Below are 26,098 nucleotides of genomic sequence, written 5' to 3' on the forward strand. Positions count from 1 at the left end.
CCTGGGCGCCCACATAATGTGCAATTTCAGGGTATAATTTATTTTCAGCGGCTTTTGGGCCTAATACCAGGCCGGCAATTGAAATAACCAGGATGAGTAAGGGAGCGATAGAAAAAATGGTATAATAAGCTAATGATGCACTTAGTTTCAATCCATTGTCATCAATAAACCCTACAAAGGTTGCCGACAATATCTTCCATGTTTTCTTTAAAAAATAATGCTTCCTGAAAGTACTCATATCAAATCAAATAATCCTCTTATTTTTTATGCCTCATCTAACCCGCGAAGCCTTCACTCATCCCTCTCCAGGGGAGAGGACTTAAACTTTGCTCTTTTTATCGCCCCTATCCTGTGGAGAGAGTTGGGTGAGGCTTTCCCATTGGTAACAAGGCTTTTTCACAAAAATTGTTTTTAATTGCTTTTTCCGAACCCTTATTTTATTTCGGAAAACGGGATGTCAAGTAAGGGGAATTCAGACCATCCATTAAAATCAAAATGCCACCATTCTGTCGCGATCTCGCGGAAACCATGTGCTTCCATAGCAGTTTTTAAAATTGCCCTGTTGGCTATTTCGGCCTTTGGCAAATCCATATAAGCAGCTGCCGCCTTTTTGCTAAAACTGTCAAAACCGGTGGGCATTGCCAGTTCTTTACCCGTTTTCAAGTCTATTGCCGTAAGGTCTACTGCACACCCGCGGTTATGTTTCGAGCCTTTGCGCGGGTCGGCTACAAAATTGGTGTCACGCGCTACCTCGTAAAAACGGGCGGTAACAGCATAGGGGCGATACGAATCGAATATCTTTAGGCCAAGTCCTTGTTTATTAAGGTCAGCTTCCACCTGTTTTAATGCCAGCACTACCGGCAGCCGGGCAAAAGCCCTTGCCTCGGTATACATTTGCTGATGCGTAAAATTATTGGTAGTGGCATAGCGTATGTCCAGTGCAATTTCGGGGATATACTTTTTTATTTCAACCAACCGGGTTTCGGGATGCGCTTTTATATCCTTTAAATAACGACCAAGGCCCATTACTTTTGAGCTGTCGATATACCTGTACTTCTGCGCAAAGGCTACAGTACTAACGGCAATTAAGACTGTTAATATGACAAGCCGCTTCATAGTTTAATGATGAGATACAATCAACAGGTCGAGATCTTTTGTGGGAATAGAAAAACGTTCGCCCATATGCTTGCTGGTTAAGTGTCCTTTATAAATATAAACCGCTTCGCGGAGTCCGGCCTTTTGCCAGATCAGATTCTTCAGGTCGCCATGTTCACCAATATCCAGCAAGATGGGTGCAAATATATTGGTAAGTGCATAGGTAGCGGTACGTGCAACCCTCGAGGCTATATTCGGGACGCAATAATGGATTACATCGTATTTTCTGAAAACCGGGTGCGTATGATTGGTTACTTCCGACGTTTCAAAACAGCCGCCCTGGTCAATACTCACATCAATGATCACCGAATTTGGTTTCATCCGGCTTACTGTTGATTCGCTTACAATGCAGGGGCTGCGGCCATCTTCGGCGCGCATGGCGCCGATAGCCACATCGCAGGTAGTTATTGCTTTCTCCAGCACAATGGGCTGTACTACCGAGGTAAATACCCTGCTGCCGATATTGTTTTGCAGCCGGCGGAGTTTATAGATCGACGGATCAAAAACCTTTACTTCTGCGCCTAAGGATATGGCGGTACGGGCGGCATATTCGCCAACGGTACCTGCGCCTAATATCACTATTTCAGTTGGGGGGACACCGGTAATACCGCCAAGCATCAATCCCTTTCCGTCGAAAATATTGCTTAAATATTCCGCAGCAATCAGAATGGACGTTGCGCCCACAATTTCACTCATTGCCCTCACTACGCTCAGCGACCCGCCTTCATCCCGCAAATGTTCAAAACAAAGCGCGGTTATCCTTTTGTTAATGAGGGCATGAAGACTTTCGGCTTTAAAAGTAGATAACTGCAAGGCCGAGATCAACGTTTGACCCGGTTTCATCATCTCGATCTCGCCCAGGGTTGGCGGGGCAATTTTCAAAATGATATCTGCTTCATACAGTTTTTTGGTATCGTAAACGATCTGTGCGCCCTGTTCGCTGTAATCTTTATCCGAAAATTTGGCTGCTGCGCCAGCATTGCTTTCCAGGATCACCTCGTGTCCGTTGTTTACAAGTAAGGCAACAGATAAAGGCGTTAGCGGGACACGGTTTTCCTGGAAGGATATTTCTTTTGGAATGCCGATATACAGTTTGTGTTTCTTATTCTTCACCTCCAGCATCGACTCCTGGGGCTGCATCATCGCTTGTTTGGCTATATCCGAAAACCCGCTGTATTTCCCTGAACTCATTATTTATTATTTTCTGGCTGATGAAGATAAGGAAAAAATCTAATTAAGTATAAATTAAATCTTTTCGATGTTTATCTCCCTCAAATCATCACCATTTACCGTAATTTTTATGCTGACATAATGATCGGGAAGTAAATTTGGGATCTTTTCGGGCCATTCAATAAAGCAATACGCACCCGAGTAAAAATATTCCTCGTAGCCCATATCAAGCGCTTCGGTTTCGTTTTTCAGGCGATAAAAATCAAAGTGATATATTCTTTCTGTGTATCCTTCATATTCATTTACAATGGAGAAGGTGGGGCTGGTAACAGGTTCGGCTGTTCCCAAACTTTCGCATAAGGCTTTAATAAGGGTTGTTTTCCCGGCACCCATATCACCGTAAAAAAGGAAGATGCGGGAATTTGCGGCGAACTGAATTACTTTGGACGCGGTATCCGGGAGTTGCGATAACGAGGTTGAACTTAGGACCATAAACTAATTGATAAGCCACACTTACGAAGTTTAATTCGGTGTTGTCAATTTTCCAAAGGCCTCATTGAGGACTTCGTCGTTTGAAAACTGCTAAGTGTTTTTTGGCTGTCAAAAATACAAAATATATCCTTTTATTTCGGCCCGTAAACCGCTATCGGTATCAGCATTTCTTCAAGCGAAATACCCCCGTGCTGAAAGGTTTCGTTGTAAAAATTCATGAAATGATTATAGTTATTAGGGTAAACAAAATAGCTGTCTTCCTTAGCAAATACAAAGCTCGAGCTCACGTGCAACTTGGGTAGCATCGCATCGTGCGGGTTACGCACGTGAAAAACCTCTTTAGGGTTAAAGTTTAAGTTTTTACCCTGTTTGTAACGCAGGTTAGTATTGGTATTCCTGTCGCCCACAATTTTGCTTGGGTTTTTTACCCGGATAGTACCATGGTCTGTGGTCAACACAACTCTTACATGCTTTTGAGCTAAAAATTTAAGCAAGTCGTACAGGGGTGAATGTTCAAACCACGATAAGGTTAATGAACGGTACGCGGCGTCGTCACTGGCCAGTTCGCGGATCATCTGCATATCGGTACGGGCATGCGAAAGCATATCCACAAAGTTATAAACCACCACATTCAGCTCATTATTCATCAGGTTGTTTACCGATTCATTTAGTGCACGGCCTTCATCAATGTTTAATATTTTATGGTACGAGAACTTCACATCCCTGCGGGTAACCCGTTTGATCTGGTCGGCAATAAAGTCGCCTTCATATAAATTTTTACCCCCTTCATCTTCATCATTCTGCCACATTTCGGGATAGCGTTTTTCCATATCCAATGGCATCAGGCCGCTGAATATCGCATTCCTGGCATATTGTGTAGCTGTAGGCAAAATACTGTAATAAGTATCCTCTTCCTCCAGCCTGAAATACTCGATCAATATGGAGTTAATGATCTTAAACTGGTCGTACCGCAGGTTATCTATCAAAATAAAAAATACCGGGCCCTTTCCGTCAAGCCGCGGAAAAACTTTCTTCTTAAACAATTGCGGCGACATCACCGGGCCGTTCTCCGGGTTTTTAACCCAGTTTAGATAATTCTTTTCAACAAACTTACAGAACTGTGTGTTGGCTTCGACTTTCTGCAGCGTTAAAATCTCGTGCATCCCTGCATCTTCCAGTTGCTGTAACTCAAGCTCCCAGTAAACCAGTTTTTTATAAACATCGGCCCATTCTGTAAAGCTTAGGTTGTCATTCAGCGTCATCCCCAGGTTCCTGAAATCCTGCTGGTAAGCCATGGTTGTTTTTTCGGTAACCAGGCGTTTATTTTCAGTCAGTTTTTTTATGGTTAACTGTATTTGCTTTGGGTTTACCGGCTTGATCAGGTAATCATCAATTTTAGAGCCAATGGCATCCTCCATTAAATATTCCTCTTCACTTTTGGTAATCAGCACAATGGGCACATCATTATTGATATTTTTTATTTGCGACAGTGTTTCCAGCCCGGTTAGCCCCGGCATGTTTTCGTCGAGGAAAACCAGGTCGAAATAGTTGTTTTTGAATGTTTCAACCGCATCGGCGCCATTGGTTACGGTAGTAACTTTATAGCCTTTTTCAGTTAAAAATAATATATGCGGCTTTAAAAGGTCAATCTCATCGTCGGCCCATAAAATGGATGTATCTTGCATGGTATTATATTTTTTTGATTTGAGATGAGAGGTTGGTGCTTAGTTAAATAACGTTGCGAAAACAAGCTTCAATCAACTAATCTCAGATTAACTGATCTCTAATCTCAGAACTATAACTACAAAGCACGGGTTTTGTTACGGCTATTACTAATCATTAACAAAAATTAACAAATATACTACAGGGTTATTACCTTTATTTACATTTTTGCAGTCTATTAAAAACTTTGAATAAAAAGAAAATAATAAACGACCCCGTTTACGGCTTTATCAGCATCCCTACCGAGCTGGTATTTGACCTGATTGAACATCCATATTTTCAACGGCTGCGCTATATCAAACAGCTGGGGATGACACACCTGGTTTACCCGGGCGCCTTACATACCCGCTTTCATCATGCCCTTGGCGCAATGTACCTGATGGGCATGGCCATTGAAACGCTGCGCAACAAAGGCCACGAGGTCTCACATGAGGAGGAGGAAGCTGTGATTATCGCTATCCTGCTGCACGATATCGGGCACGGCCCCTTTTCGCATGCACTTGAAGAAACTATTGTTGAAGGAATCTCGCATGAGGATATCTCAGCGATGCTGATGAGTAAGCTAAATATGGAATTTGGAGGCCGGCTAACGATGGCTATCGAAATATTTAAGGGCCATTATCCGCGCGAATTCCTGCACCAGTTGGTGTCGAGCCAACTGGATATGGACAGGATGGATTACCTTAACCGCGACAGCTTTTTTACCGGTGTTTCTGAAGGGGTCATCAGTTCCGACAGAATTATAAAAATGCTGAATGTAAAGGACGACCAGATAGCAGTTGAAGAAAAGGGGATCTATTCAGTCGAGAAATTTTTAATTGCACGCAGGTTGATGTACTGGCAGGTGTACCTGCATAAAACCGTGATCGCTGCCGAGCAGCTTTTAGCCCGGATAATGAAACGCAGCCGCGAGCTTACTTTAAAGGGCGAAAATGTTTTTACCACGCCGGCGCTGAGCCATTTTTTAAGAAAACCGATCAGCAGCGGGGCTTTTATGAACGAAGGTCATCACCTGGAAGCTTTTGCCACCCTGGATGACACGGATATTATGGCCGCCATAAAAGTTTGGGCTACACATGATGATTGGGTACTCTCGAAACTTTGCCAGGATATGGTGTACCGTAACCTGTATAAGGTTGATATTACCAACCAGCCCCCTAATAAACAAGTTATCGAAAAACTGACAGCGAAAGCGATGGCGAAATATGGCATTACTGCACATGAGGCATCCTATTTTGTATTTGAGGATACGATACGGAATAATGCCTACCGGCCGGGTGATGGCAATATCCGTATTTTAATGAAAGATGGCACAATAAAAGACATAACCGCAGCCAGCGATAATTCAAATTTGGAAGCATTAGCAAAAACGGTTAAAAAGTACATACTTTGTTATAAAAAGGAGTTAGTTTAGATGAGTCCGAAAGTCGGTAAGACCGAAAGTCCGAAAGATAAAAAGGCGGAAAATGGCTATAAAAGGGAAACCAATTAACCAAAAATATCAAAATAAATACCCCGGACTTTCGGACTTTTCGGACTTTCGGACTTCTTAATAAATAATTAACTTTGCCCGATGCAATTTACCGCACATGAATTAGGTTTGATGCTAAACGGAACTGTTGAGGGCGACCCCTTAGTGCCGGTAAATCAACTTGCCAAAATAGAAGAGGCCCGTGCAGGGTCGTTATCGTTTTTAGCTAACCCTAAATACGAGCAGTATTTATATACCACGGAAGCCTCCGTTGTTATTATCAATAACGACCAGGTTTTGGCTGAACCGGTAAAATCTACCCTGATAAGGGTACCTAACGCTTACAGTGCGATTACGGTTTTGCTTGAAAAATACAATACAATTAAACTGCATAAAACAGGCATCGAACAGCCTTCATTTATTCACCCTTCTGCAAAGCTGGGCGACAATGTTTACCTGGGTGCATTTGCCTACATCGGTCCGAATGTGAAAATTGGCAATAACTGCAAAATTTATCCGGGGTGCTATATTTCAGACGATGTAATATTAGGCGATAATGTAACGTTGTTTCCCGGAGTGAAAATATATTTTGATTGCGTTTTGGGTAATAACGTCATAATCCATTCAGGTACTATCATAGGTGCCGATGGTTTTGGTTTTGCCCCTGTCGGGGATGGCACCTATGCCAAAATAAGCCAGATAGGAAATGTGATCATTGAAGATGATGTGGAGATCGGCTCAAATACCACTGTTGACAGGGCTACGATGGGTTCAACCATTATTCGCAAGGGTGTAAAGCTGGATAACCTGATCCAGATTGCACATAATGTAGAGATCGGCTCGAATACGGTTGTTGCAGCACAAACAGGCATATCAGGCAGCACCAAAATAGGCGAAAGCTGCATAATCGGCGGCCAGGTTGGCGTAGTGGGCCATATCACGCTTGCCAAAGGAACACAGATCCAGGCGCAATCGGGAATAAGCCGCACCATAACCGAAGAAAACAAAAAGTGGATGGGCTCGCCGGCAACACCTTATACCGATCATATGCGCTCACAGATCGTTACACAACGCCTGCCCGCCCTTGAAAGAAGAATTGATGAACTTGAAAAAATAATTAAAGAATTGAAAAAGGATGTTCACTAGTTTACTTGTTCATTAGTTCATTGGTGCTATCTTGCGACTATTAATGAACTATTTATGAATGAACAATTGAACCAATGAACCAATGAACAGTCTTATAAAATGAATGTAAAACAAAAAACAATTAAGGCGCCGGTTTCGGTTTCGGGCACTGGTTTACATACCGGAGAACGGGTTACCATGACTTTTAACCCGGCACCCGAAAATCATGGCTATAAATTCAGAAGGATAGATATTACCGGATCGCCCATCATTGATGCCGATTGTGATAATGTTACGGATACCTCGCGCGGCACTACCATTTCGCAAAATGGCGCAAGCGTTAGTACTATTGAGCACGTATTGGCTGCACTTGTTGGTTTGGAGATAGACAATGTGCTGATTGACCTTGACGGGCCTGAAACGCCTATCATGGACGGCAGTTCCATCCAGTTTGTTGATGCTATAAAAGAAACCGGTTTTATAGAACAGGAAGCTGACAGGGAATATTATCATATTCCTTATAATATTCATTATTCGGAACCTGACCGCAAAGTTGAGATGGTGGCCATGCCATTGGACGATTACCGTTTTACTTGTATGGTTGATTATAACTCGCAGGTATTGGGCAGCCAGCACGCGAGTATCTCTACCATATCCGAATTTAATAAAGAGATCGCTTCCTGCCGTACTTTTTGCTTTTTGCACGAACTGGAAATGCTGTTAAAGCATGACCTGATAAAAGGCGGCGATCTGAACAATGCTATTGTAGTTGTTGACAAAGAGGTTGACGAAGAAGAACTGGCCCACCTGGCCCGGATCTTTAACCGCAAAGATATTAAGGTAGCGCCACAAGGTATTTTAAACAATATCGAGCTTCGCCACCAGAACGAGCCGGCCCGGCACAAGCTGCTGGATATGATAGGCGACCTGGCATTGGTAGGCGTCCCCTTACGCGGACACATTATGGCGGCAAGGCCGGGCCACGCGGCCAATGTGGCATTCGCTAAAAAAATAAAAACCCTGATCAAAAAGGAAAGAAGCCGTAAACATGTAAAGATTTACGACCCGAATGCAAAGCCCGTTTATGATACCATCCAGATCATGAATATACTGCCTCACCGGCAGCCTTTTTTGATGATCGATAAGATTCTCGAGCTAACCAAAAGTCATGTAGTCGGGCTGAAAAATGTTACCATGAATGAAGAAATGTTCAGGGGCCATTTCCCGGGTATGCCATTATTCCCTGGTGTCCTGCAGATCGAGGCGATGGCACAAACAGGGGGCATATTGGTTTTAAATACCGTGCCTGATCCCGAAAATTATATTACCTTGTTCCTTAAAATAGAAAATGCCAGGTTTAAAGCACCGGTAACGCCAGGGGATACGCTCATCTTTCATTGCAACCTGATCGCCCCTATCCGCAGGGGGATAGCACAAATGAAGGGTATCGGTATGGTTGGCGAACGCATCGTTGTTGAAGCTGAACTGATGGCACAAATTGTAAAAAAGCAAAAAACTGACGAAGAATGATCCAACCCTTAGCATACATTCATCCCCAGGCTAAAATAGCCGACAATGTAGTAATTGAGCCGTTTGTAACGATACATAAAGATGTTGAGATTGGCGAGGGGTCGTGGATAGGTTCAAACAGCACCATTATGGATGGTGCCCGTATCGGCAAAAATTGCCGTGTTTACCCGGGGGCTGTAATTTCAGCACCTCCGCAGGACCTGAAATACCGCGGCGAACAAAGTACCGTTTCGGTTGGCGATAATACCGTCATCCGCGAATGCGTAACGTTAAACCGCGGTACTGCACTGGACAAAAACACCACGACTATCGGCAGCAATTGCCTGCTAATGGCTTATGTACACGTAGCACATGATTGTGTTATTGGCGACAATGTGATCATCGCCAACTCGGTTCAGCTTGCCGGGCATATCAATGTATATGATTATGCTTTTATCGGAGGCACATCGGCTGTTCATCAGTTTGTTGAGATTGGTGCACACAGCATGATCTCGGGCGGTTCGCTCGTCCGTAAGGATGTACCGCCCTATACCAAAGCCGGCCGCGAACCTTTATCTTATGTCGGTATCAACTCTGTTGGTTTACGCCGCCGTGGATTTTCAGCTGCCACGATAAACGAGATCCAGGAAATTTACCGCATCATCTTTCTTAAAAAATACAACATCACCAAAGCGCTTGACATTATCGAAGCCGAATTCAACCCAACTGTTGAACGCGACGAAATTATCAATTTTGTACAAAACTCGCAGCGGGGTATTATGAAGGGGTTTGGGAATAGTTAGTTCATAGTTGATGGTTCATAGTTCATAGTAGAAACGATTTACCACGCTATGAACCATCAACCATAAACTATGAACTGCTCCATGAACTATGATCCATCAACTATGAACTTCCAAATCACCCTTCAAAACATTGGCCGCCGTTTTAACCGCGACTGGATTTTCAGAGGGGTTGACTATTCCTTTAATTCCGGCAGCATCTATGCCATCCTTGGCCCCAATGGTTCCGGAAAATCTACTTTATTACAGGTATTAAACGGTAGCCTGGCGCCTTCCGTGGGCAAGATTGAATATTTTTTTGACGATAAACCTGTCGACATTGAAAAGGTTTACCAGCATTTAAGTATTGCAGCCCCATACCTGGAGTTGATAGAAGAATTTAGCCTTGATGAAATGATCGATTTTCACTTTAAATTCAAGATGTTTAAAGAAGGGATAGGCAAAGATGGATTGATCGAGCTGTTGTCATTGCCGGGCAGTAAAAACAAACTGATCAAATATTTTTCATCGGGCATGAAGCAACGGCTAAAACTGGCCCTGGCGTTTTGCGCAGATACCCCCATGCTGATGCTTGACGAACCGACTTCAAACCTGGATACACAGGGCGTTGACTGGTATTTGAGCCTGGTGCAGCAATTCGCAAAAAACAGGCTGACAATCATCTGCTCCAACCAGGAGCATGAATACAACTTTAGCAACGCAACGCTGAATATTGCGGATTATAAAGGGGAGGTGAAAGGAAAAAGGTAAAAGGCGAGAGGTTTAACTCGTTTTTTTATCTTAAAGCTCATAAAAAAAGGCCTGGTGATTAAAACCAAGCCTCGATATAATACGGCAGGCAAACCTTTCGCCTTTAACCTTTTACCTCAACTACAAATAAGCTTCCCGTAGCCTGATCAAATGGATCCAGTGCATTAGTTTCATCACGGGGTAAACCGGGTCAAACTCAAACCATTTTGCAGCAAAGTTGGGGCTGTTAGGGCGTTTGTGGTGGTTATTCTGAAAAAGCTCGCCAAGCATTAAAAAATCAAAAGGTGTTGTATTTTTTGATTTATCGCCGTTATCAAAATTTGAATAGCCGTATTTATGTCCGCACCAGTTAACGATAGCGCCATGGATAGGGCCCATTAAAAAGTGGATCGGTAGCAGTAAGAACATCCACCAGTGGGTAGCAAAAATGACATAGAAAGCGACATAAAAAGCACCGAACGCCAGGCGCGATACATGGGTTGATCCCCAATAGTCAAGCAAACGCCATTCAGGATAGTTGCCTTTAAATTGTGGTTCAGGTTCTTTCAACCGTTGTTCATAAAGCTTATAGCTTTGGGCCGTGCGCCACATCATTTGAAACACGTCCCTGAAAAAATAGGGTGAATGCGGGTCCTTTTCTGTATCGCTGTAAGCATGGTGTTCACGGTGCATAATGGCATACGCGCGCGGGTTTAAAAATGACGAGCCCTGGCAAATAAATGTCAACAGGTGAAAAACGCGTTCGTTAAATTTATTGGTGATAAACATTTTATGAGAAGCGTAGCGATGCAGATAAAATGTTTGAAAGAATAAAGAAAGGAACCAATGGGCCAAAAAGAAAATTAAAATAATCACAGAAGTATTGAATAAAATAGAAACGTTTATAATCCGCTCAAAGATACAATTAAATTATTTTGAAAAGTAAAAACAAAACAGGGCGGTTTATGATCTGTTAAATGTTTGGTATATTTGAATAATAGCAAAGGAGTTTAAATTATGGAACGAATTGTTTTGGAAGTAGATGATAAAGTAGCTAAAGCGTGGCGGGACGCCTCTTCCGATAAAAGAAAGGATATTTCGAACAAAATTAACATTCGTATGAGTAAAGAATTATTTGAATACGATAAAGCCGCCTTTCTTCAATATCTGGATGGGCTCCGTAATGAAATGGCTGAAAGAGGGCTTACTCAGGAAATATTGGACGACATATTAAAAGATGAAGCATAAATTTGTCTTTGATACGAATTCGCTTATCAGTGCTGCTCTTCTTCGAAAATCAATTAATGCTCAGGCCTTAAACAGGGCAATAGAGGTTGGAAGGATAGTAATTTCCGAATCTGTAGTATCAGAGTTTTCGGAAGTTATTTTCCGGAAAAAGTTTGACAAATATTTTCTAACCGATGATGAACGACTGGAAGCTATCGATCAGATCGAGATCAATGCACTTATATTCTTTCCGTCAATAAAAATCAGCGCCTGCCGCGATCCAAAAGACAACAAGTTCCTTGAGCTTGCAGTAACCGCCGGGGCATCATGTATGGTAAGCGGCGATCAGGATTTACTAATCCTGCATCCTTTTAAAAATATTCCGATTTTATCACCCGCAGATTTTTTAAAACTTTTTTGATTTCGCAGGTTATAAAAAAGAGGATGCCTGTTAAAACACCCTCCACTTTTTATTGTCAATATAAACTTAAGCCTCGGTATCCCTCAAAGCTTTTATCTGGTTATGCGATGCAATAATATCCTGCTGCTGGCGTATAAGCATTTCGGTAAATTGGGGTGATAGTTCATTATCGGGCGAGAGGGCGCTTTCATAGGCTTTTTTGATCGCGTCTTCACCACGTTCACATTCTGTCAATATTCCTCTTCGGTCGTGGCCTGAAAATACCGATTTAACGTCAAGCCACATGCGGTGCAATGCTCCATTTCCGCTCATGCCCATTTCTACCGCGGCCCCGCCTTTACTAACAGCAATGCCAAGTTCATAAACATTCTCCCGGCTTTCTTCCCTTAGTTGCAGAAAAAGCACTCTAAGGTCGCCATCGTTTTCTTTCAATTCTTGTGCAGCGTGGGCAAAGCCGGCAACACGGTCGTTATTGATTTCAATCAGATCGTTTAAAACTTCCATTGATTGTTCTGTAGTTTCCATGGCAAATAGTTTTGATGTTTAGCACATCAAACAACTATCCTGCCAGATTTGAAGCACAAAGCTGAAAGCATAAAGCTTAAAGCTTAGTTTCAATGTGTAAAGTTTAAACTACAGGAGTGCTTTCTCTTTTAGCTTTGGTCTTTCAGCTTAAATTAAACATTTCGGCCAGGAGTTTGTACGATTGCAGCCTATCCTCAAAATGCTCCGTAATGGTTACCGCAATAATTTCGTCCACATCATATTCCTCCGCCAATTGGGTCAGTCTTGTCTTCACCTGGTCGGGGGTGCCGGCAATTACTCTTTTACGGTTATACCATATCCTTTCCTGTTCTCCTGCCGAGTAGGTAACATGTTTAATATCTTCGTACCCGATAGGAACTATGCCGGCACCCTTTTCAAACTGGTTAAAACGGTAATCCATCAGCGCTTTGTGACGCTCTATTTTTTCTTCATCTTCTGAACAAAAAACAAAAATGGCCATATTGGCCTGTTGCTGGTGCAGTTCTTCCGAAGGCTGAAAACGTTCGCGATAAGCAGTTACCGCCTGCGGCCCGCCGTTCGGGTTGATAAAATGTGCAAAGGAAAAACCCATGCCGAAATGTGCTGCAAATATGCCGCTTTGCCCGCTGGAACTTAACAGCCACATGGCCGGTACTGTTTGTACCTGCGGTATAGCCCTTATTTTTGCCGTCGGCGTCCCCGGGTCGCCCCTGTCATGAAAAAAGTTATTCAAATCATACAATTGCTCAATAAAATCCTGCTCGCGAAACTGGTTAGATGGGTTAAGTAAGGCAGCAGTGTGCCGGTCGGTACCCGGAGCACGGCCCATGCCCAGGTCAATGCGACCCGGAAACAGGGCTTCCAGCATCCTGAAGTTTTCTGCCACTTTAAGCGCACTATGATTGGGCATCATTATCCCGCCGGAGCCGATGCGGATATTTTTTGTTTGCCCTGCCAGGTGTGCCATCAGCACTTCGGGGGTTGAACCGGCTAGGGCCCCGGTATTATGATGTTCAGATACCCAAAAACGGGTGTAACCTAAGGCATCTGTAAATTTAGCCAGCTCTACTGTTTCTTTAACCGCTTCTGTAGCGGTGAGCCCTTTACGTACCGGTGATTGGTCCAATACGCTGAGGCGGATGTTTTTTGTGTCCATATATAGTATAACAACACAAAAATACGGAAGTAGTTGTGGAGTGATTGTAAAGATTTAAGGCGTAAAAACCGGGCGATTGTGATTTTATGTGTATATTTAAAAAACACCTAACCACAACACCCGCCTATGAAAATATTTATTCCCCTTCTTCTGCTTGGCATTGTTCTAAATTCCTCAGCAAATGCGCAAACAGACACAATAAATATGCCTGATAGCGTAAAAACATTTTTAGATACCGTAATAACTATTATTCATGCAGAGGCGCTCAATAAAGACAGCGTAAATTGGGACACATTAAAAAAAGAAGTATTTCATAAAGCGGGCAGCGCAAGAAACATCAAGGACTTGGTACCTTCTATAAGGTATATTTTTGACAAGTTGCACGATGCTCACGGGGCGATTATATATAAGGGTATCCCATACGGGGCGCATAAGTTACGGCCGCAATACAGCAACGAGCTTATGGCCCAGGTAACAAAACTTGGTATTCCAAAATTAAAAGTAAGAGTTTTAAATCACAACTATGGGTATGTGCTTATCCCCGCGATAACAGCTGATTTTAACGAAGTAAATAAATATGCACAGGAAATAAAGGACTCCATATGTAGTATTGATCCTAAAAAAGTTAAGGGCTGGATAATTGACCTTCGTTTAAATCCTGGTGGTAACATGTGGCCTATGCTCGGTGGAATCGGTTCATTAATTGGCGATCACCAAGCCGGCTCGTTTGTTAATAATAAAGGGGAAACGTTACATACGTGGAGTATAAAAAATGGTGACGCCTACTACGATACCACAAGACTAACATGGACAACCGGTAAATGCCTTGCTAAAAATAAAAAGTATAAAATTGCTGTGTTGATTGGCCCCATCACACAAAGTTCGGGAGAGGCCATAGCTATTTCTTTAAAAGGAAGGCCGCGAACGATGTTCTTTGGCGAAAATACGGGCGGATATACCACCGCTAATATCACCAACATCTTGAAATACGGATGCACGCTTTTGGTCGCTTCGTCTGAAGAAGCCGACAGAAATAATAAGGCGTATAATCAGTTTGTTAAACCTGATATATCCATACCGGGAGGAGACGATTTTACCGATATTGAAAAAGACGAAAAACTTAAAGCTGCTCTAAGCTGGTTAAAATAGTAACCGGTCCAAACACAATACAATACCCTTGCATTACTTGATGTGGAAATCAACAATCGTCTGCGTCTCATTTAAATAACCGTAATAGTAAGCGTCTTTTTCAATGATACCGACATCGCCTGCCAGGTAAAAATCAAAATGGGCGATATTGTAAAATCCCTGGTTATTAATATTGATCTGAAAATTAATGGCTGTGTGCGTTACGCTGGTATAAATTCTTCCGGCCTCTATCTTCGTCATATCTGTTTCAACGATGGTATTGATAGCACGTACCGGGCTGTTATGAAGTAATGTTGTTAATGAAGGCGTACTGTTCCAGGTGTAACCAGCATGGGCCGTATCATTCAAAATTTGCAGATCAATCAATCCGAACGCAAGCGTAGGTTCAATCAATTCGTAAATATGCTTACTTACAAAATAATCGGCAATATGCCGGGGGAAAAGCCGGGACGACACATCCACATCGTAACTTATTTTACTGTTAAAATCGGTGGTTGCACCGTTCATGGTATAGGTCAGGGTGTCATTTTTAACACCGAATAAAGCTATTGGATTAGTAGCCTCTCCAAAAATCGAGTCGCGGTACCGCCAGGTAGAGCCGAAAGTCTGCGGGAAATAGCTATATGCGGTTAACGGAGGAGCAGCCTTATAGGGGTTTTTATTACAGCTAAAATAACCTATTGTCAGTAAAGCCAGAATGACAAAAAAGTTTTTTCGCATCGATGATCTATCAATAATTTACCGCTCAAATATTGATAATAAAAAAAATATTTCAGAGGTAAAACATTCAACATATCAACAATCGTATTATCGCTGATATAAAAACGCGGGTTCCAAATAATTACCTACATAAGTATAGGTGAAATATCATAGCTGATAATACGCTCCTTTTCATAAATATTGCCTGAAATAATGGTTGAGTTTTCAATCATGCCGACCCCCTTTGCAAAATAAAATTCGTAAACCGCCGAACTTTCATATCCTCCCCCATAATTGTACTGGAGATCAACTTCCGCATGAATAACATTGGTAAATATTTTGCCGCCGACTGTTTTGCTGATATTAACTTCTTTGATGGTATTCACAGTACGCGCCGGCACACTGTTCACCAGGCCATTCACCGTGGGTAAACTTATCCAGCTATGTCCGGCTGCAGTGGTATCGTTCAAAAACTCGAACTCAATAGTTAAGCCTGCTGTTGCGTTTGATGAGTTGGAGCCATACAGATGGTTTTGCCTGAAAAAATAGCCGACGCTACCACCCATTTTCTGGTACATGCTATTGGTGTTATAATAGGTTTTACCCTCGATAATCGTGGCCGCACCTATGAGTTTAACCGTAAGGGTATCGCTTCCGCCTGCCCCGGTTACCAGGTATTTCCAGGCCGAATTGGCAGTTAAAGGAAAGTAATCGCTGTTGGTTGAATTGGATGCCGGATCGTTTTTTGAATCTTTTTTACAGCTGCTTATGAAAATAGCTGCGAAAGCTAAAATAAGGGTAAAGGTTTTATTCATTAAGGTTTTTGTTTACAGGTTATAGTGTAAACATCGAAATGAATAAAATATTGCGCGGAGGGAAAGAATCAGGAATCAAGAGCCTGGAGTCAAGACAAAAAACCACAACCTTTTATTTAAAAGAATAATCCCGTTGCATTATTCCTGGTTCCTGATTCTTATTGGTCAATCAATAAAATGGTATAGAAAAACTACCTCGCCTGTGTAAGCGGGCTTTTTCTGCCCGTCAATTTCCATTTCAACACCGATGGTAGCTTTGGTAATGCCCCTTAAATTAACAATAGCCACCAGCTTTGCTTTAAGCCGTACCTGGCTGTTCACGATTACGGGTTGCGCAAAGCGGATGTTTTCAATGCTGTAATTGATCTGCATTTTTAGGTTTTGTACATCTGCTATCTGGTGCCAGAAATAGGGCAACAGCGAAACCGTTAAATAACCATGCGCAATGGTCGCTTTAAAAGGGCTTTCGGTTTGGGCTCTTTCAACGTCGGTATGGATCCATTGGTGATCAATAGTTGCCTCGGCAAATTTATCTATTTGCTCCTGGGTAATGGTATGCCAGCCTGACACACCTAATTCCTTACCAAAGTAGCTTTCAAACTCGGGGTAATTTTTTATAATTATCATAGGGTCTCTGTTTGTTTCAGGTAATTACAAACGCGCCGTAAAAATAGCAAAGCGAACGGCATTTTAAAACAACATGGCATAACCTATTGATTTTTTTAAAATAGCGCAAAATGTGTTTTGACGATTCTATTTTGCTGCCATTTTATTTACCGCTGCTTTAGGCTTAAAAGGCACAAACAAATTACTTTAATAAAATTTATTTAACCGTATAGTTCATTATTGTCTGGGTTTCATCTATCGCACCTCCCGGTGCGCTTGAATCCATTTCAATTATACCTATCCCTTTTACCATAAAGTAATCGTAAATTGAATTGGTTTCAAAACCGCTGCCTGAATCATTCTGCAATTGAACACGGGTATGAATTACACCGGAAAAACTTTTTCCGCCCACTACTTTCGTTATATTCTTTTCAACAGTGGTATTGATTATCCTCATGGGTTGTACATCAACACCGCCAATGGCGGTTACAGCCGCCGTAAAATTATGCCCCACGGCCAAAGTATCGTTTAATAAAACCACGTCAATATTGGTGGCATAAATATCGCCCCCAATTGTGTACCGCTCAACATAAAGGTGACTGGCTTCATAAAAATTCTCTACTATCGCCTTATTAAAATGCGAAACACCTGTTGCTGTAAAAAAATCGGTACCGTTTATTTTGGTTGTTAAACCGGTCATTTTTATGCTGATGGTATCGGTATAACCTGCAACCTGTGCGTAGTAATCCCAGGATGAACCTGCGGTAACCGGCAGGTAAGAGTCGGCTGATGACGGTGCTACCGTAGAATTACCTGCACTTTTTTTGCAGCCCGAAAAAAAGAGCGCAGGCATAACCAGGATGGCGAGCAGGGATATCTTTTTCACAAAGGATAAAATTGGTTGATCAAATTTAATTACTTATTTGATATTTAGCCAATTAACCATAATAAAATTTTAATAATGCGTGAGCTGCGAAGGCTTACAGACCTGTTATGGACTGATAGAAATGCATTAACCACGCGCCAAGTATTACTTTCAGATTTTATGCGCACATGTGTCTTTAAAATTTAACAAGCATATTGCCTGCCGCTAATAATCGACATTCGCGTCATAATTTTCAGATCGCTATTAATTGCAGGAATGCCGCATTTTTATTGTTTACGTATTGGGGTGCAGTTAGCATTCTGATGTCATTTTCTAAAATTGCCTTTAGTTCACGTTGAATCGCTTTTAGCGTAATAATTGTTTTTGTGGAGGTATTTTTCATAATAATGGCTTTTAAAGTTGTGCTTTAATAAGGATAAAAATTATGCCATAAACCTTCTATAGGCAGCAGCATCTTCCAGGTACTAAAAGTGTATCGTTTTAAGGGCACGGGTTAGCTATTTTCATAAAAAACAGAAATATATACCGATAACAGACGAGAGGAAAAGAGTTTGGATAGGGTAATTTGCATTCTTGAACCAAATGCGGCTATATTTATTCGAGAGCAGTAATTGTCAGCCTGATGATATCATCAAACACGCCTTTGTCAGTGGTCGACTTTGCTGTTACGCGGATGCCCTTTACCGTATTAAATATAAACCTTGCCAGGGCCCTCGCATCCTGCCGGTTGCTGACCTCACCGCAGTCCTGCCCCCTTTTGATGACCTGATAAAAGGCGGCTTCCACTTGCTGGTCATTGGCACATACCATCCGGCTAACTTCTTTGTCATGCGGGGCAACTTCAACTTCGGCGTTTACCATAAAACAGCCCTTGTGCTTTTGGTCGGTCAGTAATTCCCCCGTAATCAGTTCCAATAATTTCCTGATGGTTTCTTTTGCAGGCGCAACACTGTTAGCAATGGCGCCAATTTTTTCGGAACCTTCGTTTTGATAACTTTCCAATGCTTTAATAAACAGGGTATGTTTGTCGCCGTAGGTATCATAGAGGCTTGAACGACTGATGCCGAGCCCATCTACAAGATCCTGCATAGAGGTGCCATTATATCCCTTGTGCCAAAAAATATCTATCGCCTTATCCAGCACCTCTTTTTCATCAAAATCTTTTGTTCTTGCCATAATGCGGAATAGCCTTGCCTGTAATGAAGCAAAGCTATTCAATTTTAATAAGAGTCAAGACTAAGATTGATGTGCAAATGTGCAGATTTCAGATGTGCAGATTATTAAAATTCATTGGCACCTTAAATAATCCTCATTTTCTCTTTTATCTTGAGTCCTGGTTCGTGGCTCTCAATAAATTACCTTACCCCGCCGCCGGCCAATAAGGTTTCGCCGGTTAACCAGCGCGATTCTTCAGAAGCCAGGAATACAGCAACCAGCGCGATATCTTCGGGCTGGCCGATACGGCCCAACGGCGCGGTGCGCTCTGTCTCCGCCTGGAAGTCGCTGCCGATAAAGCCTGCAGTATGTGTTCCCTCTGTTTCAACCATACCCGGGTTGATGGAGTTTACCCTGATCTTCCTCGATCCCAGCTCTTTGGATAAAACATGGGTTATGGCATCAACAGCGCCTTTGGTGGCGGTGTAAATAGAACTGCCAACCGGGGCAATATTGCTCACCACCGAGCCAATGTTGATAATGCTGCCGCCATCCTGGTTAAAGGTTTTTAAAGCGCCCTGTGTCGCTAGCAATAATCCTAATACGTTGGTATCAAATTGATGGTGAAAATCGGCTTCGCTGATTTGCTCAATGGCGCCAAACTTGTAAACGCCTGCGTTATTCACCAGGATATCTACATCGCCGAAGGATTTGGTTGTTTCGGCAAAAAGGCGGGTTACATCTTCTGTTTTTGAAATATTGCCCTGTACAGCAATGGCTTTACCGCCATTGGCGACAATCTCTGCCACTACCTTATCCGCGCCGGCTTTAGCCGAGGCATAATTTACCACTACAGAAGCCCCTTCGGCAGCCAGACTTTTGGCGATGCCTGCGCCTATCCCTTTTGATGCCCCGGTGATTACTGCTACTTTGTTTGCTAACTTTTTCATGTTGTATAGGATTAATTTTCTATATTTGGAATAATCGTTCCACAAACATAAACACTTATTGGAACGAACGTTCCAATTTATTTAAAAGATTAGGCGGGGATGACAAAATGCCATAATAAAAGCATTGCAGTTTTGTTAGGAACCGCAGCACTCAGGCTGTGTAAGCTGTGGTTTTAACATATCCCGTAGAAAATTAAATACCAATATCCAAAAGGCTAAAAAAGCCCCATGCTATTTATTGCAGCGCCAGCGCTTCTTCCAGTTGTTTGATCAAAACCTCTCTATTGATAGGATTTTGCGTTTTTGCAAGTTCAAAACTTCCGTCTTTTTTGATGATAAATAAGGTAGGGAAACCGCTGCCTTTTACTTTGGCCATTATGTCGCCGGTAAGTTTATCACTTGCCAGCAAGTGTGTACCTTCTATGTCAAAATACGCGATCAGTTTCTTCCATTCCTCGCTGTTATCCTTATCGTAGTTGGCGATGTATAAATAAGTGAGCCCTTTTCCGTTAAAATGTGTACGGATAGCTGCACTGTTTTTTTCGATCTCTTCGCGGCAGGGTCCGCACCAGGTGCCCCACATATCTACCAATACGGTTTTGCCCTTCATTGCTGTCAGCACCTCATCAAGCGAATTTAAATTAGTACCGTTACCATCCATAAATATCATCTTATTATTTAACCGATATTTTTCCCTGGCCATAATGGAATCAACGGATTGAATGAATTGTGCAATGTATGAACTGTGGGGATATTTCTGTTTAAACCGCCCGAAAATCTCAGGGATATTCCGGGGATTACTTTCGCTGGGGGCGCCGGCAAACAAAACTGCATATAGGTACTCCGCCGTTTTGCCGGTAAAGTAGCGATTGATGATCATTTCCCGGGGCAGGTTTTTCCGGTCGGCACTAAATAGTTTCTTCCCTTTAACCGTGTCGGTATGATACCATTCCCGGTAAAAGGCCACCGGATGTAAATACTCTTCGTCTGATAAATCGACGTTTTCCCAATATAAAAATTGGCTTACCAAGTCGGTGTAATTAAAAGTGGCTAATGCGGCATCATTGTTTAATTTCGCTGCTTTGAAAAGGCTATCGGTAATTTTTTGCCAGTGAGCATAGTTGCGGTAGTAGGCTTCCCATACATAATTCTTATTGGTGCCTTTAAAATTATTAAATAATTCGCTGGCGTAGTAACGCAAACTCGTCTGCTGATCTTTAATGAATGATAGTGATGGGTGATATAACCTGATATAGGTACCTAGATTGCTTTGTCGGTTTTTTTGTGCAGTATTGATAGCGTTGATTAGGTTGTAAGGTAAGGTGTCCCTTAAAAAGCCATGCAGATTTATACTTTCCATAGCCGATATTAGTGGTTGGTTATTATTGCCGCCTTTTCCTGATACTTTAAAATCGAACCCCGCCTTGTTGAGATCGGCTTTTAGCAGGAGGTTGTCGCCGGGCGACAGGTACAGCATGTAGTTAAAATGCTTGTGCTCCCAATCAGCGGGGTCAAAACAAGTTAACTGGACAAATTGGGGTCGGGCTAATTGAAGTTTATGACTGGCACTGCCATCTATTAATGTTAAATTGACCGAACTTTGGCCCGGCAGGCCGGGAATATACAAATCGCAAATAGCCCCTTTGCTATTGGCAACGGAAATATGTAATACCGCATTTTGTGCGACAAGCGTACAAAATGGTACAAATACTAACATAAGCAGTGCGACGAGTTTTCTCATGAGGCAGGTCTTCAGGTTTAAAAATGGTTCAGATTGGCAAACCGCAATTTAGTGGTAAAACGTTGAATTGCAAATAGTATTGCCTTTCAATAACAATGGCGCCATGCCATAGCATTTCGGAAAAATACTGGCTATGTAAAATCAGCGTACGCCACTATTTCTTTATTTCATAACACAACTCCACCATACCATTTTTGTAAGCGGTTACGTCCAGCAGGTGCATCTCCTGCTCCTGTCCTACGTGGTCAAAAAACAGGAGAACATTGCCCAAAATGATAGGTACAATGGATAGCCTTATTTCGTCGGCCAGTTTTAAGCGGATGAACTCCCCCGCAAGTATTGCGCCGCCCGCCAGCCAAACATTTTTATACTTTGGTTTTAGTTGTGCGTTCACCAATATTTCCAGGTCGCCTGCAAAAAATTCAATATTAGGTCGCTCAATGGGCAGGTTTCTGTGCGTTACTACTATGGTTGGGATATCGCCATAGGGCCATCCGTAAGCTTTGGAGAGGTTAATGGCGTGTTCGTAGGTGCGGGAACCCATCACATAACAATCTATTGTTCCTAGAAAATAGACCATTTCCTGTTCGCCAACCGTGATCCCTTTCTAGTAGCGATCAGTAGTTTCAAACCACGACACACTATTGTCCTTTTTGGCAATATAACCGTCAAGGCTTGCTACCATATGTACCGCTAGCTTAAATGTGTTTGCAGCCATTTTTTTTATACCAATGGTTAACCTAATGTTTGATGCCGATCCTGACATAAAAATACATTACTGAATTTCATTATGCAAATGGCGGATAATGGTACATTCGTCATATCAAAGCTTATTTATATCTTTAAGCTATGATAAAAATATTAAAGCCCTTTATTACCGGGATCTTATGCTGCTTGCTGGTGCCTGCGATAGCACAGCAAAAAAATACCTATGTAAAAATCGAAACTGCAAAGGGCTATTGTGTGGTTAAGCTTTACAATGAAACCCCGGTACACCGCGATAACTTTATCAAATTGGTTAAGGCGCGTTATTTTGATGCGACCACGTTTAACAGGATCCTGAAAGGTTTCGTGATCCAGGGCGGCGACCCGGATTCGCTTTACGACAAGTCAAAAACGTTAAAGCCCGAGCAAAAATGGATCCAGCCGGAATTTAACCCTGCACTGTTCCATAAGCGGGGCGTATTGGCTATGGGCCGCGATGATAATAAAGACAAAGCGTCTTTCACCACACAGATTTACTTTGTTGACGGTAAAACCTACGCCAACGAACAACTGGATATCATTGAAAAAAAGCTTGGCTTACATTTTACCGAAGCACAGCGCGAAACCTATCACACCATTGGCGGCACGCCATTTTTAGACCAGAATTATACCGTGTTTGGCGAAATTGTTAAAGGAATAGATTTTATTGACAAGGTAACTGCAGTAAAAGTTAATAAAGACGGCAACCCGGATAATGAGGTGAAGATGAAAATAACCGTGTTGACGGACAGGGAAGTGCTAAAAGAACTTAAATTGATGTGATACTTAATTAAACAAGGGTGGCGCAGCTGCAACAGCCCTCAGGGAATAAAACGAATTAAAAATGGAACCTATTTACTTCGATACCATTATTATTGGCGCCGGCATATCAGGCATCAGCGCTGCCCATTACATGCAAACTGATTGCCCTGGTAAGACCTATACGATATTGGAAGGGCGCAAAAATATCGGCGGCACCTGGGACCTTTTTCGTTATCCGGGCATACGTTCAGATTCAGATATGTATACTTTCGGTTTTGCCTTTAAACCGTGGACAAACCCTAAAGCCATTGCGCCACGTGAAGACATCATCGAATATTTAGCAGAAACCGTTAAGGAAGAAGGAATCGATCAACATATCCGGTTTGAACATCAATTGCTCAATGCATCATGGTCGAGTGAGACAGCCAAGTGGTCACTTATCGTTGTGACGCCTAATTCAGTTGATCCAAAACTTTACACTTGCTCTTTCCTGTCACTCTGCATGGGGTACTATAGGTATGACAGGGGGTATACGCCAGTTTTTGCAGGATATAACGATTTTAAAGGCCCAATTGTACATCCACAAAAATGGGACGAAACACTAGACTATACAGGTAAGAAAATTGTGGTAATTGGCAGTGGTGCCACTGCAATGACGATCATCCCCAATTTAGCCCAAATAGCAGAGCATGTAACGATGCTGCAGCGCAGCCCCAGCTATGTGGTAGCCTTACCTGACATAGACAAGACAGCGGTTTGGCTCAATAATAATTTACCAAAAAAAACAGCCTACAAAATAAATCGCTTTCGGAATATTCTTTTTCAGCGGTTTTCGTATGCCTTTTCGAGGTCGTTTCCCGGCGTAATGAAAAAAGCGCTGCGCAAAAAATTGGAAGGGCGCATGGGTGATGGTTTTGATATTGATAAACACTTCACGCCGGCTTATAACCCCTGGGACCAGCGTTTATGTTTGGTGCCAAATGGCGACTTATTTAGAGCGATAAAAAGTAAAAAAGTCAGCGTTGTAACAGATCAAATTGAAAAATTTACAGAAAAAGGCATTCAATTGGTTTCAGGAGATTTTTTACCAGCTGATATCATTGTAACTGCAACGGGATTAAATGCAGCGCTTTTTAATAATGTTAACTTTAGGGTTGATGGTAAGGAAGTGGACTTTTCGGAAAAAGTTACCTACAAAAGCCTGATGTTTGATGGTATGCCGAATATGACGTACGCATTTGGCTATACCAATGCCTCGTGGACATTGAAATGCGAAATGACCAGCCGGTATACCTGCCGGATCATTAATTACATGTCAAAGCATGGGTATAAACAATGCATGCCTGTGCAAAATGACCCGGACCTGGTGCTAAAACCTTTCCTTGATTTTAACCCCGGCTATGTGGTGAGAGTGTTAGATAAATTACCAAAAATGGGCAATAAAAAGCCCTGGAAGATTGAACAAAATTATTTTTACGACAAAAAAATGTTTGAGAAAAGTCCGCTGGACGACGGCATTTTAACTTATAAATAACCAATACATGAGGGTAATATTTATCCATGGGTTCGGCGAAAATGAATCTATTTTCAGCAAGGTGGCTCCTTTTATCCCAGGTGAGCATACGTTTTTAAACGTTTGGGAATTATTGGGCGATAAGCCACTGCCCGGTATGAACGTTTTAGCTTTTGCGCAAAACGTTGTTGAAAAATATCAAATAACGCAACATGATGTTATTATTGGCCATTCAATGGGTGGCTGGATAGCCTGGCATATTAAACATTTTGCCGGCAGCCCGATAGTTCAAATTGCATCCTGGACAGATCGTGACCGGCCAATTAAACCGCTCAAAAATGTAAATATCATCTACTGGTTGGTAAGAAATGGCTTGTTCTTTAATGGTTTTATGAAACGCCTGTTCACTGCAAAGGGCTACAAAGGAAAGCCATCAAAACAGATCTATGAAGAAATATTTGACGCTATGATTGCCGGAAACAAAGGGAATATCATCAATCAGCTCCGCCTTATTCTTACGCCAGTATCCGAACGGGTTGCGGTGCAACCTGATTTAAGGATCCACGCACGGGCCGACCTGGTTGTGAGGCCACCGCGGGAACCTTACGAGGAAGTCATTGGCGATCATTTTACATTGTATACTTACCCGGACGCTGTTTACAAGCCAATTATTACTTTTTTAGACCAGATCACCCAAAATAATCAAATAAAAAAATGAAGAATTTTGAAAACAAAGTGGTGGTTATTACTGGTGCCGGTTCGGGTATAGGACGTGCTTTAGCACTTGCATTTCAAAAAGCAGGCGCGAAACTGGCACTTAACGACAATAATGAAATTGCTTTGCTTGAAACGGTAACGCTGGCCGGCGGACCAGAAAACGTATTTTACCAGGCATTTGATGTGGCTGATAAAACTGCCTTTTACGAATTTGCGGCCAACGTAATTGCACATTACGGGCGCGCGGACGTGGTTATCAATAATGCGGGTGTGGCTATTTTTAAATTGACCGCATCAGAAGTTAGCATCGCCGATTATGAATGGATCATGGGCATCAATCTTTGGGGAATGATGTACGGAAGCCTGGCCTTTTTACCGCATTTGCGAAAACAAAAGGAATCGGCTATTGTCAATATTTCAAGCATTTTTGGCATTCTTGGATTCCCAAATCAGGCGGCCTATTGCACCACAAAATTTGCCATCAGGGGGTTCACAGAGTCATTAGCTATTGAAGAGCGCATGCTTAAAACAGGTGTTACGGTTACGTCTGTACATCCCGGAGGCATCAAAACAAATATCGCCAGGCATGCGCGTTACGCAGGGAACGATGAAAATGCCATTAAACAGGTGGAAGGTTTATTTATCACCACACCGGAAAAAGCAGCTGAAGCCATCATCGCCGGCATAAAACGTAAAAAAATGCGTTTAATAATAGGGCCGGATGCTAAGGTACTTTACTTTTTAACAAGGTTATCACCAAAGTTCGTCACATGGTATTTATTACGCTTTGCAAAGCAATGGAAATAAGTCAACTTTTTTTTTCCTGCTCAACGCCCTTACCAATGGGCCATGAATCGGA

The 26,098-nt window shown here is 42.4% G+C and carries 29 protein-coding genes; 12 read left to right on the forward strand and 17 right to left on the reverse strand.

Features of this window, described 5'->3' with window-relative positions:
* From QZY09_RS12735 to QZY09_RS12755, 5 genes are all read right to left on the reverse strand, one after another.
* Positions 1–238 (reverse strand): YhjD/YihY/BrkB family envelope integrity protein (locus QZY09_RS12735; RefSeq protein WP_295672930.1); only part of this gene is annotated, 238 nt, incomplete at its 3' end.
* Between the two features lie 194 nt (positions 239–432).
* Entirely contained in the window at positions 433–1,116 is a 684-nt protein-coding gene (locus tag QZY09_RS12740; RefSeq protein WP_295672932.1) for a M15 family metallopeptidase, read from the reverse strand.
* Positions 1,117–1,119: 3 nt separating this feature from the next.
* Entirely contained in the window at positions 1,120–2,346 is a 1,227-nt protein-coding gene (locus QZY09_RS12745; RefSeq protein WP_295672933.1) for an alanine dehydrogenase, read from the reverse strand.
* 54 nt (positions 2,347–2,400) lie between these two features.
* Positions 2,401–2,817, reverse strand: a complete 417-nt coding sequence (gene tsaE, locus QZY09_RS12750; RefSeq protein ID WP_295672935.1) for a tRNA (adenosine(37)-N6)-threonylcarbamoyltransferase complex ATPase subunit type 1 TsaE — start codon at positions 2,815–2,817, stop codon at positions 2,401–2,403.
* Between the two features lie 131 nt (positions 2,818–2,948).
* Positions 2,949–4,502, reverse strand: coding sequence for a bifunctional response regulator/alkaline phosphatase family protein (locus QZY09_RS12755; RefSeq protein ID WP_295672937.1), 1,554 nt, complete (start codon positions 4,500–4,502; stop codon positions 2,949–2,951).
* A 224-nt stretch (positions 4,503–4,726) separates the two neighbouring features.
* On the opposite strand from QZY09_RS12755, the gene QZY09_RS12760 reads away from it, so the two are divergent.
* The 5 genes from QZY09_RS12760 to QZY09_RS12780 all read left to right on the forward strand — a co-directional run bounded on the left by QZY09_RS12760 (position 4,727) and on the right by QZY09_RS12780 (position 10,194).
* Complete coding sequence (locus QZY09_RS12760) at positions 4,727–5,953, forward strand: HD domain-containing protein (protein WP_295672939.1); 1,227 nt, start codon at positions 4,727–4,729, stop codon at positions 5,951–5,953.
* Positions 5,954–6,112: 159 nt separating this feature from the next.
* Positions 6,113–7,156 carry a UDP-3-O-(3-hydroxymyristoyl)glucosamine N-acyltransferase gene (gene lpxD, locus QZY09_RS12765; protein WP_295672941.1) on the forward strand — a complete coding sequence of 348 codons (1,044 nt, stop codon included), beginning with the start codon at positions 6,113–6,115 and terminating at the stop codon, positions 7,154–7,156.
* Positions 7,157–7,255: 99 nt separating this feature from the next.
* Positions 7,256–8,665, forward strand: a complete 1,410-nt coding sequence (locus QZY09_RS12770; protein WP_295672942.1) for a bifunctional UDP-3-O-[3-hydroxymyristoyl] N-acetylglucosamine deacetylase/3-hydroxyacyl-ACP dehydratase — start codon at positions 7,256–7,258, stop codon at positions 8,663–8,665.
* On the forward strand, positions 8,662–9,447 hold the full coding sequence (gene lpxA / locus QZY09_RS12775) for an acyl-ACP--UDP-N-acetylglucosamine O-acyltransferase (RefSeq protein WP_096349831.1): 786 nt from the start codon (positions 8,662–8,664) through the stop codon (positions 9,445–9,447). Before QZY09_RS12770 ends, lpxA begins: the two co-directional genes overlap by 4 nt.
* Positions 9,448–9,549: 102 nt before the next feature.
* On the forward strand, positions 9,550–10,194 hold the full coding sequence (locus QZY09_RS12780; RefSeq protein ID WP_295672945.1) for an ABC transporter ATP-binding protein: 645 nt from the start codon (positions 9,550–9,552) through the stop codon (positions 10,192–10,194).
* A 120-nt stretch (positions 10,195–10,314) separates the two neighbouring features.
* On the opposite strand, the gene QZY09_RS12785 is transcribed toward QZY09_RS12780, so the two are convergent.
* On the reverse strand, positions 10,315–11,049 hold the full coding sequence (locus QZY09_RS12785) for an acyl-CoA desaturase (protein WP_295672947.1): 735 nt from the start codon (positions 11,047–11,049) through the stop codon (positions 10,315–10,317).
* Between the two features lie 141 nt (positions 11,050–11,190).
* Between QZY09_RS12785 and QZY09_RS12790 the strand changes: the two genes are divergently transcribed.
* Together QZY09_RS12790 and QZY09_RS12795 are read left to right on the forward strand one after the other, a co-directional pair.
* Positions 11,191–11,421, forward strand: coding sequence for a hypothetical protein (locus QZY09_RS12790; RefSeq protein ID WP_295672948.1), 231 nt, complete (start codon positions 11,191–11,193; stop codon positions 11,419–11,421).
* The gene (locus QZY09_RS12795; protein WP_295672950.1) at positions 11,411–11,821 is read left to right on the forward strand and encodes a putative toxin-antitoxin system toxin component, PIN family; all 411 of its coding nucleotides are present in this window, start codon (positions 11,411–11,413) and stop codon (positions 11,819–11,821) included. Before QZY09_RS12790 ends, QZY09_RS12795 begins: the two co-directional genes overlap by 11 nt.
* 66 nt (positions 11,822–11,887) lie before the next feature.
* On the opposite strand, the gene QZY09_RS12800 is transcribed toward QZY09_RS12795, so the two are convergent.
* Positions 11,888–12,346: a PA2169 family four-helix-bundle protein gene (locus tag QZY09_RS12800; protein ID WP_295672952.1), complete on the reverse strand. Its 459-nt coding sequence runs from the start codon at positions 12,344–12,346 to the stop codon at positions 11,888–11,890.
* A gap of 142 nt (positions 12,347–12,488) precedes the next feature.
* The gene (locus QZY09_RS12805; RefSeq protein WP_295672954.1) at positions 12,489–13,502 is read right to left on the reverse strand and encodes an LLM class flavin-dependent oxidoreductase; all 1,014 of its coding nucleotides are present in this window, start codon (positions 13,500–13,502) and stop codon (positions 12,489–12,491) included.
* A gap of 126 nt (positions 13,503–13,628) precedes the next feature.
* On the opposite strand from QZY09_RS12805, the gene QZY09_RS12810 reads away from it, so the two are divergent.
* Positions 13,629–14,651, forward strand: coding sequence for a S41 family peptidase (locus QZY09_RS12810; RefSeq protein ID WP_295672956.1), 1,023 nt, complete (start codon positions 13,629–13,631; stop codon positions 14,649–14,651).
* Positions 14,652–14,684: 33 nt separating this feature from the next.
* Here the strand turns inward: QZY09_RS12810 and QZY09_RS12815 are convergent, their stop codons facing one another.
* The 9 genes from QZY09_RS12815 to QZY09_RS12855 all read right to left on the reverse strand — a co-directional run bounded on the left by QZY09_RS12815 (position 14,685) and on the right by QZY09_RS12855 (position 22,047).
* Complete coding sequence (locus tag QZY09_RS12815) at positions 14,685–15,371, reverse strand: hypothetical protein (RefSeq protein WP_295672957.1); 687 nt, start codon at positions 15,369–15,371, stop codon at positions 14,685–14,687.
* Positions 15,372–15,496: 125 nt separating this feature from the next.
* A complete protein-coding gene (locus QZY09_RS12820) occupies positions 15,497–16,165 on the reverse strand; it encodes a hypothetical protein (protein ID WP_295672959.1) in 669 nt (222 codons plus the stop codon).
* Between the two features lie 165 nt (positions 16,166–16,330).
* A complete protein-coding gene (locus QZY09_RS12825; RefSeq protein WP_295672961.1) occupies positions 16,331–16,792 on the reverse strand; it encodes a MaoC family dehydratase in 462 nt (153 codons plus the stop codon).
* Between the two features lie 196 nt (positions 16,793–16,988).
* Positions 16,989–17,657, reverse strand: coding sequence for a hypothetical protein (locus tag QZY09_RS12830; protein ID WP_295672963.1), 669 nt, complete (start codon positions 17,655–17,657; stop codon positions 16,989–16,991).
* 232 nt (positions 17,658–17,889) lie between these two features.
* Entirely contained in the window at positions 17,890–18,039 is a 150-nt protein-coding gene (locus tag QZY09_RS12835; RefSeq protein WP_295672964.1) for a hypothetical protein, read from the reverse strand.
* Positions 18,040–18,251: 212 nt separating this feature from the next.
* Entirely contained in the window at positions 18,252–18,833 is a 582-nt protein-coding gene (locus QZY09_RS12840; RefSeq protein WP_295672965.1) for a TetR/AcrR family transcriptional regulator, read from the reverse strand.
* Between the two features lie 179 nt (positions 18,834–19,012).
* Positions 19,013–19,762, reverse strand: coding sequence for an SDR family NAD(P)-dependent oxidoreductase (locus QZY09_RS12845; RefSeq protein WP_295672967.1), 750 nt, complete (start codon positions 19,760–19,762; stop codon positions 19,013–19,015).
* Between the two features lie 235 nt (positions 19,763–19,997).
* The gene (locus QZY09_RS12850; RefSeq protein WP_295672968.1) at positions 19,998–21,503 is read right to left on the reverse strand and encodes a TlpA disulfide reductase family protein; all 1,506 of its coding nucleotides are present in this window, start codon (positions 21,501–21,503) and stop codon (positions 19,998–20,000) included.
* Positions 21,504–21,657: 154 nt separating this feature from the next.
* Complete coding sequence (locus QZY09_RS12855) at positions 21,658–22,047, reverse strand: dihydrofolate reductase family protein (RefSeq protein WP_295672970.1); 390 nt, start codon at positions 22,045–22,047, stop codon at positions 21,658–21,660.
* A 305-nt stretch (positions 22,048–22,352) separates the two neighbouring features.
* On the opposite strand from QZY09_RS12855, the gene QZY09_RS12860 reads away from it, so the two are divergent.
* The 4 genes from QZY09_RS12860 to QZY09_RS12875 all read left to right on the forward strand — a co-directional run bounded on the left by QZY09_RS12860 (position 22,353) and on the right by QZY09_RS12875 (position 26,046).
* Positions 22,353–23,030, forward strand: coding sequence for a peptidylprolyl isomerase (locus QZY09_RS12860; protein ID WP_295672972.1), 678 nt, complete (start codon positions 22,353–22,355; stop codon positions 23,028–23,030).
* 61 nt (positions 23,031–23,091) lie between these two features.
* Positions 23,092–24,543 (forward strand): NAD(P)/FAD-dependent oxidoreductase, encoded by a 1,452-nt coding sequence (locus QZY09_RS12865; RefSeq protein ID WP_295672973.1) that lies wholly within the window; start codon positions 23,092–23,094, stop codon positions 24,541–24,543.
* A gap of 7 nt (positions 24,544–24,550) precedes the next feature.
* On the forward strand, positions 24,551–25,240 hold the full coding sequence (locus QZY09_RS12870; RefSeq protein ID WP_295672974.1) for an alpha/beta hydrolase: 690 nt from the start codon (positions 24,551–24,553) through the stop codon (positions 25,238–25,240).
* Entirely contained in the window at positions 25,237–26,046 is an 810-nt protein-coding gene (locus tag QZY09_RS12875; protein WP_295672975.1) for an SDR family oxidoreductase, read from the forward strand. Before QZY09_RS12870 ends, QZY09_RS12875 begins: the two co-directional genes overlap by 4 nt.
* Positions 26,047–26,098: the final 52 nt, after the last annotated feature.

This window comes from uncultured Mucilaginibacter sp. (genome assembly GCF_903913935.1).
Classification (GTDB): domain Bacteria; phylum Bacteroidota; class Bacteroidia; order Sphingobacteriales; family Sphingobacteriaceae; genus Mucilaginibacter.